The organism is Cupriavidus sp. H39 (genome assembly GCF_050271075.1).
Classification (GTDB): Bacteria; Pseudomonadota; Gammaproteobacteria; order Burkholderiales; family Burkholderiaceae; genus Cupriavidus; species Cupriavidus necator_B.
This window is the reverse complement of the sequence record NZ_CP189848.1, coordinates 154641-171896: the sequence shown is the minus strand read 5'-3', so window position 1 is coordinate 171896 and position 17256 is coordinate 154641. Positions and strand designations below refer to the sequence as shown.

At 67.8% G+C, this 17256-nt stretch carries 14 protein-coding genes; 13 read left to right on the top strand and 1 reads right to left on the bottom strand.

All coding sequences use genetic code 11. From position 1 onward, the window contains the following. Positions 1–160 precede the first annotated feature (160 nt). The 3 genes from ACOCMH_RS16275 (at position 161) to ACOCMH_RS16265 (ending at position 4134) form a co-directional block, all read left to right on the top strand. Positions 161–2668 carry a heavy metal translocating P-type ATPase gene (locus ACOCMH_RS16275; protein ID WP_427311935.1) on the top strand — a complete coding sequence of 836 codons (2508 nt, stop codon included), beginning with the start codon at positions 161–163 and terminating at the stop codon, positions 2666–2668. Continuing rightward, a complete protein-coding gene (gene cueR, locus ACOCMH_RS16270; RefSeq protein ID WP_427311933.1) occupies positions 2668–3087 on the top strand; it encodes a Cu(I)-responsive transcriptional regulator in 420 nt (139 codons plus the stop codon). The genes ACOCMH_RS16275 and cueR overlap by 1 nt, the downstream gene beginning before the upstream one ends. A gap of 114 nt (positions 3088–3201) precedes the next feature. Then, complete coding sequence (locus ACOCMH_RS16265) at positions 3202–4134, top strand: lysophospholipase (RefSeq protein WP_427311931.1); 933 nt, start codon at positions 3202–3204, stop codon at positions 4132–4134. Here the strand turns inward: ACOCMH_RS16265 and ACOCMH_RS16260 are convergent. Further along, positions 4131–5018, bottom strand: a complete 888-nt coding sequence (locus ACOCMH_RS16260; protein ID WP_427311929.1) for a LysR family transcriptional regulator — start codon at positions 5016–5018, stop codon at positions 4131–4133. The two genes, ACOCMH_RS16265 and ACOCMH_RS16260, sit on opposite strands and share 4 nt — an antisense overlap. A gap of 282 nt (positions 5019–5300) precedes the next feature. Here ACOCMH_RS16260 and ACOCMH_RS16255 point away from each other — a divergent pair, with 282 nt between their 5' ends. From ACOCMH_RS16255 to ACOCMH_RS16210, 10 genes are all read left to right on the top strand, one after another. Next, the gene (locus tag ACOCMH_RS16255; protein WP_427313306.1) at positions 5301–6797 is read left to right on the top strand and encodes a CoA-acylating methylmalonate-semialdehyde dehydrogenase; all 1497 of its coding nucleotides are present in this window, start codon (positions 5301–5303) and stop codon (positions 6795–6797) included. 26 nt (positions 6798–6823) lie between these two features. Then, positions 6824–8515, top strand: coding sequence for a GMC family oxidoreductase (locus tag ACOCMH_RS16250; protein ID WP_427311927.1), 1692 nt, complete (start codon positions 6824–6826; stop codon positions 8513–8515). Between the two features lie 352 nt (positions 8516–8867). Then, positions 8868–9644 (top strand): ABC transporter ATP-binding protein, encoded by a 777-nt coding sequence (locus ACOCMH_RS16245; protein WP_171516254.1) that lies wholly within the window; start codon positions 8868–8870, stop codon positions 9642–9644. Between the two features lie 17 nt (positions 9645–9661). Further along, positions 9662–10387, top strand: a complete 726-nt coding sequence (locus tag ACOCMH_RS16240) for an ABC transporter ATP-binding protein (RefSeq protein ID WP_427311924.1) — start codon at positions 9662–9664, stop codon at positions 10385–10387. Positions 10388–10466: 79 nt separating this feature from the next. Further along, positions 10467–11675 carry an ABC transporter substrate-binding protein gene (locus ACOCMH_RS16235; RefSeq protein WP_427311922.1) on the top strand — a complete coding sequence of 403 codons (1209 nt, stop codon included), beginning with the start codon at positions 10467–10469 and terminating at the stop codon, positions 11673–11675. A gap of 249 nt (positions 11676–11924) precedes the next feature. Then, positions 11925–12809 (top strand): branched-chain amino acid ABC transporter permease, encoded by an 885-nt coding sequence (locus tag ACOCMH_RS16230; protein ID WP_171516251.1) that lies wholly within the window; start codon positions 11925–11927, stop codon positions 12807–12809. Further along, complete coding sequence (locus tag ACOCMH_RS16225) at positions 12809–13864, top strand: branched-chain amino acid ABC transporter permease (protein ID WP_427311920.1); 1056 nt, start codon at positions 12809–12811, stop codon at positions 13862–13864. The genes ACOCMH_RS16230 and ACOCMH_RS16225 overlap by 1 nt, the downstream gene beginning before the upstream one ends. Positions 13865–14183: 319 nt before the next feature. Next, on the top strand, positions 14184–14717 hold the full coding sequence (locus ACOCMH_RS16220; protein ID WP_427311918.1) for a hypothetical protein: 534 nt from the start codon (positions 14184–14186) through the stop codon (positions 14715–14717). Positions 14718–14806: 89 nt separating this feature from the next. Beyond that, complete coding sequence (locus ACOCMH_RS16215; protein ID WP_427311916.1) at positions 14807–15568, top strand: sulfite exporter TauE/SafE family protein; 762 nt, start codon at positions 14807–14809, stop codon at positions 15566–15568. Positions 15569–15854: 286 nt separating this feature from the next. Next, positions 15855–17003, top strand: a complete 1149-nt coding sequence (locus tag ACOCMH_RS16210) for an ABC transporter substrate-binding protein (protein ID WP_427311914.1) — start codon at positions 15855–15857, stop codon at positions 17001–17003. Positions 17004–17256 lie beyond the last annotated feature (253 nt).

Below are 17256 nucleotides of genomic sequence, written 5' to 3'. Positions count from 1 at the left end.
TGGAGCCGCGACAGACATAGTTTGAACCTTGCCACCATGGGAAGCGCAAGGGGAAATTCTGGTGTCGACGTGTCGCAGGCATCATCTGAACGGGGCCTTGACCTTCCAATGATGGTAAGGTCCATGATGCTGACATCGACACTGTGGATGATTCAGAACCATGCCAGATTCCAGCGCTGTGCTCGCTTCTCAACCGGTCCGCACGGGCCACCGCCCGCCCGCCGACGCCATGCCTGAATGGCGGTTGCCGGTCGAAGGCATGACCTGCGCTTCCTGCGTCGGGCGCGTCGAAAAGGCATTGGCTAAGGTGCCTGGCGTGCGCGACGTGGCCGTGAACCTGGCCACCGAGGCTGCTACGCTGCGCGCGGCATCCGCCGCGGTGCTGCCTGCGGCCGCGCGCGCCGTGGCCGAGGCCGGCTACGCCGTGCCCGAGGACACCCTCGAACTGCATATCGCCGACATGACCTGCGCCTCGTGCGTGGCCCGGGTGGACAAGGCGCTGCGCGCCGTGCCCGGGGTGGTCGAGGCCACCGTCAACCTGGCCACCGAGCGCGCCAGCGTGACGGTGCTGCGCGGCGCCGCCGATACCGCGGCGCTGGTGAGCGCGGTCGCGCGCGCCGGCTATGGCGCGACGCCGGTGGCGGATGCGGTGCAGGCAGCCCAGCCCGGGCAGCCCACGCGTCCGGCGTTCTGGGACGGCCCGTGGCCGGTGGCAATCTCGGCGGCGCTGTCGCTGCCCCTGGTGGCGCCGATGGTGCTGGAATGGTTCGGCGTGCACTGGATGCTGCCGGCGTGGGTGCAGTGGCTGCTGGCCACGCCGGTGCAGTTCGTGTTCGGCTGGCGCTTCTACAAGGCGGGCTGGAAGGCGGTACGCGCGGGCGCGGGCAATATGGACCTGCTGGTCGCACTCGGCACCACGGCCGCTTACGGGCTGTCGCTGTGGCTGATGTGGCACACGCCGGCCGATGCCATGCCGCACCTGTACTTCGAGAGCGCGGCGGTGGTGATCACGCTGGTGCGGCTGGGCAAGTGGCTGGAGACGCGCGCCAAGCGGCAGACCGCCGAGGCCATCCGCGCGCTGGCGGCATTGCGCCCGGACACCGCGCGCGTGCGGCGCGGCGGGGTCGAGCAGAGCGTGCCGCTGGCGGACGTCCGCATCGGCGACGAAGTGGTGGTGCGCCCCGGCGAGCGCATCCCGGTGGATGCCGAGGTGGTCGAAGGCACCAGCCATGCCGATGAATCGATGCTGACCGGCGAAAGCCTGCCGGTGCCGAAGCAGCCCGGCGACCGCATCACCGGCGGCGCCATCAATTTCGAAGGCCTGCTGGTGGCGCGCACCGTGGCGGTGGGCGCCGAGACCGTGCTGGCGCGCATCATTCGCATGGTCGAGCACGCACAGGCGGCCAAGGCGCCGATCCAGCGCCTGGTCGACCGCGTCAGCGCCGTGTTCGTGCCGGTGGTGCTGGGCATTGCGCTGGTGACGGTGCTGGGCTGGGGCCTGTTTGCGGGCGACTGGGAAGCGGCGCTGCTCAATGCCGTGGCGGTGCTGGTGATCGCCTGCCCGTGCGCGCTGGGGCTGGCCACGCCCACCGCGATCATGGCCGGCACCGGCGCCGGTGCGCGCGCCGGCATCCTGATCAAGGACGCCGAGGCGCTGGAAATCGCGCACCGGGTCAGCGTGGTGGCGTTCGACAAGACCGGCACGCTGACGGTCGGCAAGCCCGAAGTGGTGGCATTGCATGCGGCCGACCCGGCCGACGCCGACGGCAGCGCGTTGCTGGCGCAACTGGCCGCGCTGCAGGGCGGCAGCGAGCATCCGCTGGCGCGCGCCGTGCTGGCCGCGGCGCAGGCGCGTGGCATCGCCGTGCCGCAGGCCAGCGGCGTGCAGGCGCTGCCGGGCCGCGGCATTGCCGGCGTGGTCGACGGCCACGCCCTGCAACTGGGCAGCGAGCGCCTGCGCGAGTCGCTGGGCGCGCCGGCGGGCACGCTGGCTGCCGTGGCCGACCAGTTGCGCGCCGAGGGCCGCACCGTGTCGTGGCTGGTGCAGGCCACGCCGCCGCGCGTGGCCGGGCTGGTCGCCTTCGGCGATGCCATCAAGCCGGGGGCGCCGGCGGCGATCGCCAGGCTGCGCGCCGCCGGCGTGCGCACCGTGATGCTGACCGGCGACAACGCCGGCGCGGCGGCGCGCGTGGCGCAGGCGCTGGGGCTGGATGACGTGCAGGCCGAAGTCCTGCCCGAGGACAAGGCCGCGCGCGTGCAGGCGCTGGGCCGCGATGGCGCGGTGGTGGCGATGGTGGGCGACGGCATCAACGATGCGCCGGCACTGGCCGCGGCCAACGTGGGCATTGCCATGTCGACCGGCACCGACGTCGCCATGCATGCCGCCGGCATTACGCTGATGCGCGGCGACCCGGCGCTGGTGGCCGATGCGCTGGCGGTCTCGCACCGCACCGTGCGCAAGATCCGCCAGAACCTGTTCTGGGCCTTTATCTATAACGTGGTGGGGATCCCGCTGGCCGCGGCCGGCTTGCTCAACCCGGTGGTGGCGGGCGCGGCGATGGCCTTCTCCAGCGTCAGCGTGGTCGCCAATGCGCTGCTGCTGCGTCGCTGGCGTGCGCAGGCCGGCACCGCGCCGGGCGCGTCCGCGGCGACGCAAGGAGGCGAGTGATGAATATCGGCGAAGCGGCACAGGCCTCGGGCGTATCGGCCAAGATGATCCGCCACTATGAATCGATCGGGCTGGTGGCGGCGCCGCCGCGCACCGAAGGCGGCTACCGCCGCTATGACGAACGCGCGGTGCATACCTTGCGCTTCGTGCGGCGTGCCCGTAATCTGGGATTCTCGCTCGACGAGATCCGCAACCTGCTGTCGCTGTGGCACGACCGCGGCCGCGCCAGCGCCGACGTCAAGGCGCTGACACTGCGGCATGTGGCCGACCTGGAGCAGCGCATCGCCGAACTGGCGGCGATGCGCGACACGCTGCGCGAACTGGCGCAGCACTGCAACGGCGACGACCGGCCGGACTGCCCGATCCTGGCCGACATGGCGCAGCCGGACGCGCCGGACCGGCCGGCCTGCCACGGCTGAGCTCACGGCTGGGGTCGGCCTGAACGCCCGGCGTGGCCGGGGCTGGCCGGCAAAGCGGTATCCACAAAAATAAGACAGCCGGTGCGCTACCGTGCCGGCAGGAGACCTGTGCAGATGGAACAGCCGATGACGGAGGACCCGGCCATGGCCGCCGTTGCCAACGCGCTTGCCGCCACCACGGCGGCCAGCCTTGCGCCGGCGCAGAGCCGCCAGCGCATGCGCGACGGCACCGAATTGCTGCTCCGTACCTGGCAACCCGATCCGGCCCGCTTTGCCGAACCGCTCGGCTCGGTGCTGCTGGTTCACGGGCTGGCCGAACACGCGGGCCGCTACCAGCATGTCGCCGAGGTGCTGTGCGGCCTGGGACTGCGGGTGCGGGCCTTCGACCTGCGCGGCCACGGCGCCAGCGGCGGCGCGCGCATGGTCGCGGACCATCCGGACACCTACCTGAACGACCTCGCCGAGATCTACGATGCCGCGGTGCCGGGCTGGCACGAATTGCCGATCCTGCTCGGCCACAGCATGGGCGGCCTGATCGCGGCGCGCTTTGCCACCGCGCGGGTGCGGCCGGTGCGCGCCCTGGTGCTGTCCTCGCCGGCGCTGGCGCTGCGGCTGTCGCGGCCGGCGCTGGCGCTGCACCGCGTGCTGCTGACGCTGGCGCCGCGGCTGCGCGTGCCCAACCCGATCGATGCCCGGGATCTGTCGCACGACCCGGCGGTGGTCGCCGCCTATCGCGCCGATCCGCTGGTGCAGACCACCATCACCGCCGGCGTGCTGGAAGGGTTTATCCGCGGCATGGCGCAGGCCCAGGCCGACGCCGCGCTGCTGGAGGCGCCCATGCTGATGCTGGTCGGCGGCGCCGACCGCGTGGTGGACCCGGCCGGCAGCCGCACCTTTTTCGACAATGCGCCGCCCGACCTGCGCGAACAGGCCTGGTTCGATCACGGCTACCACGAGATCTTCAATGAAGCGCAGCCGCTGCGCGGCGAAGTGTTCGCGGCGCTGACCAACTGGCTGCAGCGCCGGCTGGCCAGCCCGCAGGGCTAGGTCCGGAACACGGACTCGGCCACGCCGAACACGGCCGCGACCACCGGATCGTCGCGGCGCGCGGCCAGGCAGACCAGGGTCAGCTCGGTCTGCACCGAGACCCCTTCGACAATCACCAGCCCGTGCGCATGCGACTCGCGCAGCGCAATCGCGTCGCGCACCAGCGACAGCCCCACGCCGGAGCGCACCAGGTCCAGCATCGACGCTTCCTGGTCGACATGCGCCACCTTGGGCACGGTGGCGGGATCCACGCCGGCCTGCGCGAAGCGCGCTGTCAACAGCCGGTTGTGCGCCGATTCCGGCGGCGTCCAGATCCAGGGCAGCGTGGCCAGCTGCGCCCACGAGCGCAGCGCGGTGCGTTCCTTCCAGCCTTTGGGCGCCACCACGTAATACGAAAACGGCGTCAGCGTCAGCGCGTGGAAGCCCGCCTCGGCCGGCTGTCCCAGGTAGAAGCCCACGTCCAGCGCACCGCTGCGTACCTGCTGCAGCACCCAGCCCGACATGCCGTGGCGCAGTTCGGTGCCGATCTGCGGGTGGCGCTCGACCAGTGTGCGCAGCATCGGGCCCAGCCGCGTGAATTCTGGATCGAGGATGGTGCCGATCGCCAGCCGTCCGCGCACGGTGTGATGCATGGCGTTAACGGTGTGCTGCAGGTCGCCCACGCCATCGAGAATGCGCTCGGCCAGCGGCAGCAGCGCGGCGCCGTCGGCGGTCAGCGTCAGGCCCGCCGCCGTGCGCTCGAACAGCTTGATGCGCCACGCCGACTGCAGCGCCTTCAGTTGCAGGCTGACCGCAGGCTGGGTCAGGTGCAGGCGCTGTGCGGCACGGGTGAGGTTGCCTTCGCGCGCGACGGCGACAAAGGCGCGCAGGTGATGGAGATCCAAGGGCGGGGCGCAGTGGCTGTGTTGCGTCGCAATATTTTGCGCGGCTTATATTGCGATTGACGATAAATCATTGGACGGGGCCGCGCAACTGCACCAAGCTTGCGCTCAACCATGGCACGAAGTCTTGTGCCGCACGGCATACGTGGCGGGGCCGGGGCGCGGCGCGCCGTGGCAGCGTCTTCACCAGACGCAAAGATCGACGGGGCAAATCCGGGGGCGAAGCGCCCTGGGCACCAGCATTCAGGAGCGGAAGTGGAAGACATCCTTGCAGAGGCCAGCGCAGTGCAGGCCATCATCGGCCATAGCATCGCAGGCCGGCAGACACGCGGCGCCTCGCAGCGCCTGGCCGATATCTACAACCCCGCCACCGGCGAAGTGTCCGCGCGCGTGGCGCTCGGCACCACGCAAGACGTGGCCGAGGCCGTCGCCGCCGCCAAGGCCGCTTTCCCCGCGTGGGCCGACACCCCGCCGCTGCGCCGCGCGCGCATCCTGTTCAAGTTCAAGGAACTGCTGGACCAGCACCACGACGACCTTGCCGCACTGATCACGCGCGAGCATGGCAAGGTGTTCTCCGATGCCAGGGGCGAGGTCACGCGCGGCATCGAGGTGGTGGAGTTTGCCTGCGGCATTCCCAACCTGCTCAAGACCGATTTCACCGACAACATCGGCGGCGGCATCGACAACTGGAACCTGCGCCAGCCGCTGGGCGTGGTGGCCGGCATCACGCCGTTCAACTTCCCGGTGATGGTGCCGATGTGGATGTTCCCGGTGGCGCTGGCGTGCGGCAATACCTTCGTGCTCAAGCCGTCGGAGCGCGACCCGTCGCCGAGCCTGCTGATTGCCGATTTGCTGCGCCAGGCCGGTTTGCCGGACGGCGTGTTCAACGTGGTGCAGGGCGACAAGGAAGCGGTCGACGCGCTGCTGGCGCATCCGGACGTGCAGGCGCTGTCGTTCGTCGGCTCGACCCCGATCGCCGAGTACATCTATACGGAAGGCACGAAGCACGGCAAGCGCGTGCAGGCGCTGGGCGGCGCCAAGAACCACCTGGTGGTGATGCCCGATGCGGACCTCGACCAGGCGGTCGATGCGCTGATCGGCGCCGCATATGGATCGGCTGGCGAGCGCTGCATGGCGATCTCGGTGGCGGTGGCTGTGGGCGAGGTCGCCGACCAGCTGGTGCCGCGCCTGGCCGAGCGCGCGCGTGCCTTGAAGATCCGCAACGGCATGGAGGCCGATGCCGAGATGGGCCCGCTGGTGACCGGTGCGCACAAGGCCAAGGTCGAAGGCTATATCGCCAAAGGCGTGGCAGAGGGTGCGACGCTGGTGACCGATGGCCGCGGCCACCAGGTCGACGGGCACGAGAACGGCTTCTATGTCGGCGGCACGCTGTTCGACCATGTGAAGCCCGACATGACCATCTACAAGGAAGAGATCTTCGGCCCGGTGCTGTCGGTGGTGCGCGTGCATGACTTTGCCGAGGCGGTGGCGCTGATCAATGCGCACGAGTACGGCAACGGCGTGTCGTGCTACACCAGCGACGGCGGCATCGCGCGCGCATTCGCGCGGCAGATCCAGGTGGGCATGGTCGGCATCAACGTGCCGATCCCGGTGCCGATGGCGTGGCATTCGTTCGGCGGCTGGAAGCGTTCGCTGTTCGGCGACCACCATGCCTATGGCGAAGAGGGCGTGCGCTTCTACACGCGCTACAAGAGCGTGATGCAGCGCTGGCCGGACTCGATCGCCAAGGGCGCCGAGTTCACCATGCCGGTGGCGAAGTAAAACCGACGATCACGACAACAAGCGCCATGGAGACATTCGACTACATCATCGTGGGGGCCGGTTCGGCCGGCTGTGTCCTGGCGAACCGGCTGACGCAGGACCCGGACATCAACGTGCTGCTGCTGGAAGCCGGCGGCAAGGACGATTACCACTGGATCCATATCCCGGTGGGTTATCTCTACTGCATCGGCAACCCGCGCACCGACTGGCTCTATCGCACCGAAGCCGAAGCAGGGTTGAACGGGCGCTCGCTGGGCTATCCGCGCGGGCGCGTGCTGGGCGGCTGTTCGTCGATCAACGGCATGATCTACATGCGCGGCCAGCGCGAAGACTATGACGAGTGGGCGCGGCTGACCGGCGACGATGGCTGGCGCTGGGACAACGTGCTGCCGCTGTTCAAGCGCAGCGAGGATCATCACCGGGGCCCCAGCGAATTCCACGGCGCCGGCGGCGAATGGCGCGTGGAGGGGCAGCGGCTGCGCTGGGACATCCTGGAGCGCTTTGCCGATGCCGCCGAGGAAGCGGGGATCCCGCGCACCGACGACTTCAACCGCGGCGATAATTTCGGCGTGGGCTATTTCGAGGTGAACCAGCGCCGCGGCATCCGCTGGAACACCGCCAAGGCGTTCCTGCGGCGAGCCTCGGAGCGGCCCAACCTGACCATCGTCACCGGCGCGCAGGTGAGCGGGCTGACCTTTGACGGGCGCCGCTGCACCGGCGTCAACTATATCGGCGGCACTCGCCCGCATACGGCCGCGGCCACGCACGAGGTGATCCTCGCCGCCGGCGCGGTCAACACGCCGCAGCTGCTGGAGCTGTCGGGCATCGGCCAGGCCGAGCGGCTGCAGGCGCTGGGCATTCCGGTACGCCACGCGCTGCCCGGCGTGGGCGAGAACCTGCAGGACCACCTGCAGCTGCGCAGCGTGGTCAAGGTCAACGGCGTGCGCACGCTGAACACGCGCGCCGCCAGCCTGTGGGGCAAGTTCTGCATCGGCGTGCAATACGCGTTCAACCAGAGCGGCCCGATGAGCATGGCGCCATCGCAGCTGGGTGCGTTTGCGCGCTCGGACCCGTCGCAGGCGCGGCCGAATATCGAGTACCACGTGCAGCCGCTGTCGCTGGACAAGTTTGGCGATCCGCTCCATGCCTTCAATGCCTTTACCGCCAGCGCCTGCAACCTGCGCCCGACTTCGCGCGGCAGCGTGCATGCCGGCAGCGCGGACTTCCGCCAGGCGCCGGTGATTGCGCCCAACTACCTGTCGACCGACGAGGACCGCAAGGTCGCCGCCGATTCGATCCGGCTTACGCGCCGCATCGTGGCGTCGCCGGCGCTGGCGCCGTACCGCCCCGAGGAATGGCTGCCGGGACCGGCCTTCCAGACCGACGAGCAACTCGCCGAAGCCGCCGGCAATATCGGCACCACCATCTTCCATCCGGTCGGCACCTGCAAGATGGGCCGTGCCGACGATGCGATGGCGGTGGTCGACCATCGGCTGCGCGTGCTGGGCATCGACGGCCTGCGGGTGGTCGATGCGTCGGTGATGCCACGGATCACGTCGGGCAACACGAATTCTCCGACCATCATGATCGCGGAGCGCGCCAGCGACATGATCCGCGAAGACCGCAGGCATCGCGACTGGGCCGCGCAAGGGGCAGGCCCGGTGGAGGCGCCGGACCACGCTTCGCCCGCGCCGGCGACGGCTGTTGCAAGCGCTTGAAACGGCACGGCGCATGGCCGCCAACGGGGTGGATGCCATGCGCCGGTTGCGCCGCTTGTGCGGCCGCAAAAAAACTGACACTTGGTTCATGTTTCATAGTGCAAACCCCGATGTTTTGCGATGCAACAGGCGCACACAATAGACGCCTCACAGGGTGCTTCGGCCGCACATCCCATGTCGCCGTCGCAGCCCTCGCGGGAGCCGCCCCGCACCGATAAAAATCCGCAGGCATGGCCGCCACCACGGCACCCCTGACGGAACAAGCGGCAGCAAAGGGCCTACAAGGCCGGTTCGGACCATTGTCAGTGCCGGGCATCACCCCGGCAGTTCAGCAAGAGGGCGGGCAGGAGACATGAACCAGCAGGAAACCATCCTGGAGACGCGGAACCTCACCAAGGAGTTCAAGGGGTTCACGGCGGTGAGCGACGTCAACCTGCGGGTGCGCCGCGGGTCGATCCATGCATTGATCGGCCCCAACGGCGCCGGCAAGACGACCTGCTTCAACCTCCTCACCAAGTTCCTGGAGCCGACCACCGGAACCATTCTTTTCAACGGCATCGACATCACTCGCGAAAAGCCGGCGCAGATCGCGCGGCGCGGCGTGATCCGCTCGTTCCAGATCTCGGCCGTGTTCCCACACCTGACGGTGATGGAAAACGTCCGCATCGGCCTGCAGCGGCAACTGGGCACTGCGTACCAGTTCTGGCGCAGCGAGCGCTCGCTGGACGTGCTCAACGACCGCGCCATGGCGCTGCTTGACCAGGTCGGCCTGACCGAATTCGCGCATACGCTCACGGTGAACCTGCCGTACGGGCGCAAGCGCGCGCTGGAGATCGCCACCACGCTGGCGATGGAGCCCGAGCTCATGCTGCTCGACGAGCCCACGCAGGGCATGGGCCACGAGGACGTGGACCGCGTCACGCAACTGATCAAGCAGGTTTCGGCGGGCCGCACCATCCTGATGGTGGAGCACAACATGAGCGTGGTCTCGTCGATCGCCGACAAGATCACGGTGCTGCAGCGCGGCGCGATCCTGGCCGAAGGCCCGTATGCGGAAGTGTCCAAGGACCCGCGCGTGATGGAGGCCTACATGGGCACCGCCGACGCGGAACTGCAGGGCGCGCACTGAGGCCGGGGGACGACACCATGAGCACAGCCAATACTCCCGCCCTGGACATCAAGGGCCTGCACGCCTGGTACGGCGAATCGCACATCCTGCACGGCGTGGACCTGACCGTGAACCGCGGCGAGGTGGTCACGCTGCTGGGCCGCAACGGCGCCGGACGCACCACCACGCTGCGCGCGATCATGGGGCTGACCGGCGCGCGCAAGGGCTCGATCCGGGTCGACGGCCACGAGACCATCGGCCTGCCGACGCACAAGATCGCGCACTACGGCATCGGCTATTGCCCGGAAGAGCGCGCCATCTTTTCCAGCCTCTCATGCGAAGAGAACCTGCTGCTGCCGCCGGTGCTCAAGGGCGCCGACGCCAGCCAGGGCATGAGCGAGGCCGACATCTACGAGATGTTCCCGAACCTGAAGGAGCGCCGCCACAGCCAGGGCACGCGCCTGTCGGGCGGCGAGCAGCAGATGCTGGCGGTCGGGCGCATCCTGCGCACCGGCGCCAACCTGCTGCTGCTCGACGAGATCTCGGAAGGGCTGGCACCGGTGATCGTGCAGGCGCTGGCGCGCATGATCCGGATGCTCAAGCAGAAGGGCTACACGGTGGTGATGGTGGAGCAGAACTTCCGCTTCGCCGCGCCGCTGGCGGACCGCTTCTATGTGATGGAGCACGGCACCATCGTCGAACGCTTCGCGGCCAGCGAGCTGCAGGCCAAGATGCCGGTGCTGCATGAATTGCTCGGGGTCTGATCCGCGCAACGCGGATCGATGGTTGCTTGTTGGCAGGAACGGGTGGCGCGCACGCCGCCGCAAATCAGGAGACACGGAAATGAAAAAGACTCGGCTCGCGGCCGCGATGGCGGCCATTGCCATGGGTGCAGTGTCGTTTGGCGCTGCCGCACAGGTATCGGGCGACACCGTCAAGATCGGCTATATCACCGACATGTCGGGCCTGTATGCCGACATCGACGGCCCCGGCGGCCTGGAAGCCATCAAGATGGCGATCGAGGACCGCGGCGGCAAGGTGCTGGGCAAGCCCATCGAGATCGTCTCGGCCGACCACCAGAACAAGGCCGACATCGCCGCCTCGAAGGCGCGCGAATGGATGGACCAGCAGGGCCTGGACATGCTGCTGGGCGGCACCAACTCCGGCACCGCGCTGGCCATGAACAAGGTGGCCTCGGAGAAGAAGCGCGTCTACATCAACATCGGCGCCGGCACCGCGCGCCTGACCAACGAAGAGTGCTCGCCGTACACGGTGCACTACGCCTATGACACGGTGGCGCTGGCCAAGGGCACCGGCAGCGCGGTGGTCAAGCAGGGCGGCAAGTCGTGGTTCTTCCTGACCGCCGACTATGCCTTCGGCCATTCGCTGGAAAGCGACACCGCCGCCGTGGTCAAGGCCAACGGCGGCACGGTGGCGGGGCAGGTGCGCCATCCGCTGTCGGCTTCTGACTTCTCGTCGTTCCTGCTGCAGGCGCAGTCGTCCAAGGCGCAGATCCTGGGCCTGGCCAACGCCGGCGGCGACACCATCAATTCGATCAAGGCGGCCAAGGAATTCGGCATCACCAAGACGATGAAGATCGCCGGCCTGCTGATGTTCATCAACGATGTGCACAGCCTCGGGCTGAAGAACACCGAAGGCCTGCTGATGACCGACAGCTGGTACTGGGACATGAACGACGACACCCGCAAGTTCGCCAACCGCTTCTTCGGCAAGATGAAGAAGATGCCGAGCAGCCTGCAGGCGGCGGACTATTCGGCGGCTAGCACCTACCTGAAGGCGGTGGAAGCCGCCAAGACCGACGATCCGGACAAGGTCATGGCCGAGTTGAAGAAGATGAAGATCAACGACTTCTACACCAAGGGCTATATCCGCCAGGACGGCCGTGGCATCCACGACATGTATCTGATGCAGGTGAAGACCGCGGCGGAATCGAAGAAGCCGTGGGATTACCTGAAGGTGGTCGCGACCATCCCGGGCGACCAGGCCTTCACCACGGTGGCCGAGTCGAAGTGCGCGATGTTGAAGAAGTAAATAGAAAAGCCGGCTTGGGCGGTTAGCAAGCCGGCCGGTTTGCTCCCCTCTCCCGCGAGCGGGAGAGGGGCCGGGGGTGAGGGCAGGCGTTCGCAATGGTGTGGCGGCAGGAACGCGCCGTGCCAGCGCAAAGTCCGGACCGCGGTCAGGCCAGGGGTCTCATGTCTGGCCAGCGCCCACCCTCACCCCCAACCCCTCTCCCGCACGGCGGGAGAGGGGAGCTCACCACAGCAACAAGTAACCACCGCGATGGACATCTTCGGAATCCCCCTGCCTGCCATGCTTTCCCAGCTCTTGCTGGGGCTGGTCAACGGCGCCTTTTACGCGATGCTGAGCCTGGGCCTGGCGGTGATCTTCGGCCTGCTCAACGTCATCAACTTTGCGCACGGCGCGCTCTTCATGCTGGGCGCGGTGCTGGCCTGGATGGGCATGGAGTACGCCGGGCTGAACTACTGGGTCATGCTGCTGCTGTCGCCGCTGGTGGTCGCCGCGCTGGGCGTGGTGATCGAGAAGACCATGCTGCGCTGGATCTACAAGCTCGACCATATCTACGGCCTGCTGCTGACGCTGGGCATCACGCTGGTGATCGAAGGCATCTTCCGCTCGATCTACGGCGTCTCGGGCCTGCCCTACCAGACCCCGGACGCGCTTCAGGGCGCCACTGACCTGGGCTTCATGATCCTGCCCAATTACCGCGCCTGGGTGGTGGTGGCTTCGCTGGCGGTTTGCTTCGCCACCTGGTACGTGATCGAAAAGACCAAGCTGGGCGCGTACCTGCGCGCCGGCACCGAGAACCCCAAGATGGTCGAGGCCTTCGGCGTCAACGTGCCGCTGATGGTGACGCTGACCTACGGCTTCGGCGTGGCGCTGGCCGCGTTTGCCGGCGTGCTCGCCGCGCCGGTGATCCAGATCTCGCCGCTGATGGGGCAGAACCTGATCATCGTCGTGTTTGCGGTGGTGGTGATCGGCGGCATGGGCTCGATCATGGGCTCGATCCTGACCGGCCTCGGGCTGGGCGTGGTCGAAGGCTTGACCAAGGTGTTCTATCCGGAAGCATCGGCGACCGTGGTGTTCTTCATCATGGTGATCGTGCTGCTGCTGCGCCCGGCCGGGCTGTTCGGCAAGGAGAAGTGATGAGCGCACCCTCGACATCATCGACGCCATCGGGCGTGGCGGCCAACTCGGGCAAGGCAGGAAAGGGACAAGGCGTGCAGAAGAAACTGTTGTACGGATTGCTGCTGCTGGCACTGCTGGCCGCGCCGCTGGCCGGGGCGTACCCGGTGTTCGTGCTCAAGGTGCTGTGCTTCGCGCTGTTTGCGTGCGCCTTCAACCTGCTGATCGGCTACACCGGGCTGCTGTCGTTTGGCCATGCGGCGTTCTTCGGCGGCGCCGGTTACGCGGCCGGCCATGCCATGAAGGTGTGGGGCGTGACGCCCGAGATCGGCCTGATCCTGGGCACCGCCACGGGCGCGCTGATCGGCTACGTGGTGGGCTCGCTGGCGATCCGGCGCCAGGGCATCTACTTCTCGATGATCACGCTGGCGCTGGCGCAGATGCTGTTCTTCATCTGCCTGCAGGCGCCGTTCACCGGCGGCGAGGACGGATTGCAGGGCATTCCGCGCGGCAAGCTGTTCGGCGTGCTGTCATTGTCGGATGACCTGACGCTGTACTACGTGGCGCTGGTGATCATCGTGGCGGCCTTCGCGCTGATCGTGCGCACGGTGCATTCGCCGTTCGGGCAGATCCTGAAGGCGATCAAGGAGAACGAGCCGCGCGCGGTGTCGCTGGGCTATGACGTCGACCGCTTCAAGCTGACCGCGTTCGTGCTGTCGGCAGCGCTGTCGGGGCTGGCCGGCTCGATCAAGGCGCTGGTGCTGGGCTTCGAGACGCTGACTGACGTGCACTGGTCGATGTCGGGCTCGGTGATCCTGATGACGCTGGTCGGCGGCCTCGGTACATTGTCGGGCCCGATTGTCGGCGCGTTCGTGATCGTGGCGCTCGAGAACAAGCTGGGCGACATCGGCAACTTCCTGGCATCGGTGACCGGCCTATCGTGGTTCGGCACGCTGGGCGAGTCGGTGACGATGGTGACCGGCGTGATCTTCGTGATTTGCGTGCTGACCTTCCGCCGGGGCATCATGGGCGAGCTGCTGGCGCGCTTCGGGGGCCACAGCGGGCGCCGGGAGTGACCGCTGGTCGACATGCCCGAATCTGGGGCTAGGGTTTTTTCTAGCTTGTCCTCGATGCACCGCTTCGTTACATTCCATATACGGTTTTCGCAGGTTAAATGGAGGCGGAAGCGAGGAGACGACAGGCGCGCACCCGGTGTCGGGTAGCAGCGTTATAAAATAAAGGGCGTTGCCGGGTGATCCTCGGCAACGCTTTTTTCATTTGGGCTTCGCACACTCGTTGTGATGCCTTCGCCCCATTTTGGGGCACGTATGCCGCATCGGCATCACCTCGCGGCCTCACGCATGCGACAATGCGGGCGCTCTTTGCTGCCCGCCCATGTCCGCCACCGTTCCCCCCGATCCTTCCCCGACCGTTGCGCACCCAAGCAGCGCCGCCGCGCCGCCGGTCCAGGTACGCCTGGGGCAGGGCGCCGACGCTGCCCTGGTAGCGGACTGGCTGGACCAGCTCCAGCCCTTGCCCGTACCCGCCGCGCGCGCCCGGCAGCTGATGCTGGGCGACCTGCTGGCCCAGTCGGGGCGCGGTATCTGCCTGCTGGCCTGCGCGCCGGACCGGGACCGCCTGCTTGCCTGCTTGCCGGTGGCCTTGCTGCCCAGCCTCGAGCTTGCGGGCCTTGCCGCCTGCGCCAATGAGTGGTGGGTGCTGCCGGGGCTGGAAGCGGCCACCCGCCACGCCTGCCTCGAAGTCTGCTGCGCCACGCTGGCCGACTGGGGCCGCGCGCACGGCGTCCGCCACGCGCTGCTGGCGCCGGGGCTGGTGGCAGGCCACGGCGGCGCGCCGCCCGGCTTCCGCCTCCATGGCAACGGCATGTGGCACCGCAGCCTGGTGCCGGCGGCCAAGGTACTGGGCTGATTCCCCCTGTTCGTCGGTATGCCGGAACCGCGATCCCGGTCTTTCCTGATTTTCCCCTTTTCCCTTTTTCCCTTTTTCGCTTTCCTGCAATGACGGAATTCGCATTCCTGGCGGCTGCCGCCTTTCTTGCCGGCCTGATCGACGCGGTCGCCGGCGGCGGCGGCCTGGTCCAGATCCCGGCGCTGTTCTCGGCCTATCCCAACCTTGCGCCGGCCACGCTGCTGGGCACCAACAAGGTCGGTTCGATCGCTGGCACCGCCAGCGCGGCGCTGCGCTACGGCCGCAGCGTGCGCATCTACTGGGGCGCGACGGCGCCGGCGGTAGTGGCGGCTTTTGCGTTCTCGATGGCCGGCGCGTGGGCGCTGACCATGATCCCGGCCGAGCCGCTGCGCAAGGCGCTGCCCTTCGTGCTGGTGGTGCTGCTGGTCTATACCCTCGCCAAGAAAGACCTCGGCACCGAGCACGCGCCTACGCTGGCAGGCTGGCGCGAACGCGGGGCGGCGCTGTTTGCCGGCGCTGTGCTTGGCTTCTATGACGGCGTGTTCGGACCCGGCACCGGCAGCTTCCTGATGATCGTGTTCGTGCGCGTGTTCGGCTATGACTTCCTGCACGCGGCGGCGTCGACCAAGCTGGTCAACCTGGCCACCAACCTGGCAGCGCTGTTGCTGCTGGCCAGCAAGGGCCATATCTGGTGGCAGCTGGGCCTGGTGATGGCCGTGGCCAACGTCGCCGGCAGCCAGGTGGGGAGCAAGCTGGCGCTGCGCCACGGCAGCGCCTTTGTGCGCAAGGTATTTATCGTGGTGGTCAGCGCGCTGATCGTGAAGACCGCCTGGGATGCCTTCGTGCGCTGACGGCGAAGCCAGGCTGGGCGGGCGATGCGGGTTAGTCCTCGCTGTTCGCGCCAGGGTGCTGTGATAGACTCGATCCGCATTCCCGACCGAGCGGTCGGTGAATCGCCGAAGCGCCTTTCCGGGGGAGTGGCGTGGACGGGAAATAGGGGAACGGCCTGGTGCTGTTCCTGGTTGTAGCGCAGGTGCCGGCGATGTGCCTGCGTTGACCCGAGGGGTCCAAAAAATGGGCATCCGCCGGCGGACGCCGGACGGATGCCTTTCCGTTTCAGGAACCGAAGGAGACAAGATGGATTTCAAGCGCGCCAGCCTGCTGGCAATCGCTGCGGCCAGCCTGGCTGCCGGTGCCGCCCAGGCGCAGGTCAAGGTCGGGGTGACGGTGTCGGCCACGGGTCCGGCGGCATCGCTGGGCATTCCGGAAAAGAACACCTTCACGCTGATGCCCAAGGAGATCGCGGGCAAGAAGATCGAGTACATCGTGCTGGACGATGCCTCGGACACGACCACGGCGGTCAAGAACACGCGCAAGCTGATCAGCGAGGACAAGGTCGACGTGATGGTGGGTTCGACCGTCACGCCGAACTCGCTGGCGATGGTCGACGTAGTGTCCGAGAGCGAGACCCCCATGATTACCATGGCCGCCTCGGCCCGCATCATCGAGCCCATGGACGCGAAGCGCGCATGGGTCTTCAAGACCCCGCAGAACGACTCGCACATGGCCACCGCCATTGCCGAGCACATGGGCAACAACAACGTGAAGACGGTGGCGTTCATCGGCTTTGCGGATGCCTACGGCGATAGCTGGGCGCAGGAATTTGCCAAGGTGGCCGAGCTGCGCAAGATCAAGGTCGTCGCCAACGAGCGCTTTGCCCGTACCGATACCTCGGTCACCGGGCAGGTGCTGAAGATGATGGGCGCCAACGCCGACGCCGTGCTGATCGCCGGCTCGGGCACGCCCGCGGCGCTGCCGGCCAAGACGCTCAAGGAGCGCGGCTACAAGGGCAAGATCTACCAGACCCACGGCGTGGCCAATGCCGACTTCCTGCGCGTGTGCGGCAAGGATTGCGAAGGCACGTTCCTGCCCGCCGGCCCGTTGCTCGTGGCCGAGCAGCTGCCCGACAGCAATCCGGTGAAAAAGCCGGCGCTGACCTACAAGACCGCCTATGAGAAGGCCTTCGGCGGGCAGGTGTCGACCTTTGGCGGTCATGCCTGGGATGCGGGGCTGATCCTGCAGCATGCCATTCCCGAGGCGCTGAAGAAGGGCCAGCCGGGCACCAAGGAATTCCGCAAGGCACTGCGCGATGCGATGGAGCAGACCAGGAACCTGCCGGTATCGCATGGCATCATGAACATGAGCGCCACCGACCACCTTGGCTTCGACCAGCGCGCGCGCGTGATGGTGCAGATCGCCGACGGCAAGTGGAAGCTGCTGAAATAAGCGGCTGAACCGCGCGTCTGGAGCCGGCCGGCAAGGCATGCCGGACTCGCAGTGAAGCAGGGCGCATGGCTGACCATGCGCCCTTTTTGCTGCCGCGCGGGCGGAGCGGCCCGCGCCAACCTAGGGTTGCTCTGTATTTCCGCAATGCGCAACCCGTTTACTATTTCGTAACCCGAAGCGCACCACCCTGTCGGCCGTCGGCGCCCCCGCCGACCCCGTTCGATGCAGGCAGGCTTTCCAACGATACGGGGAG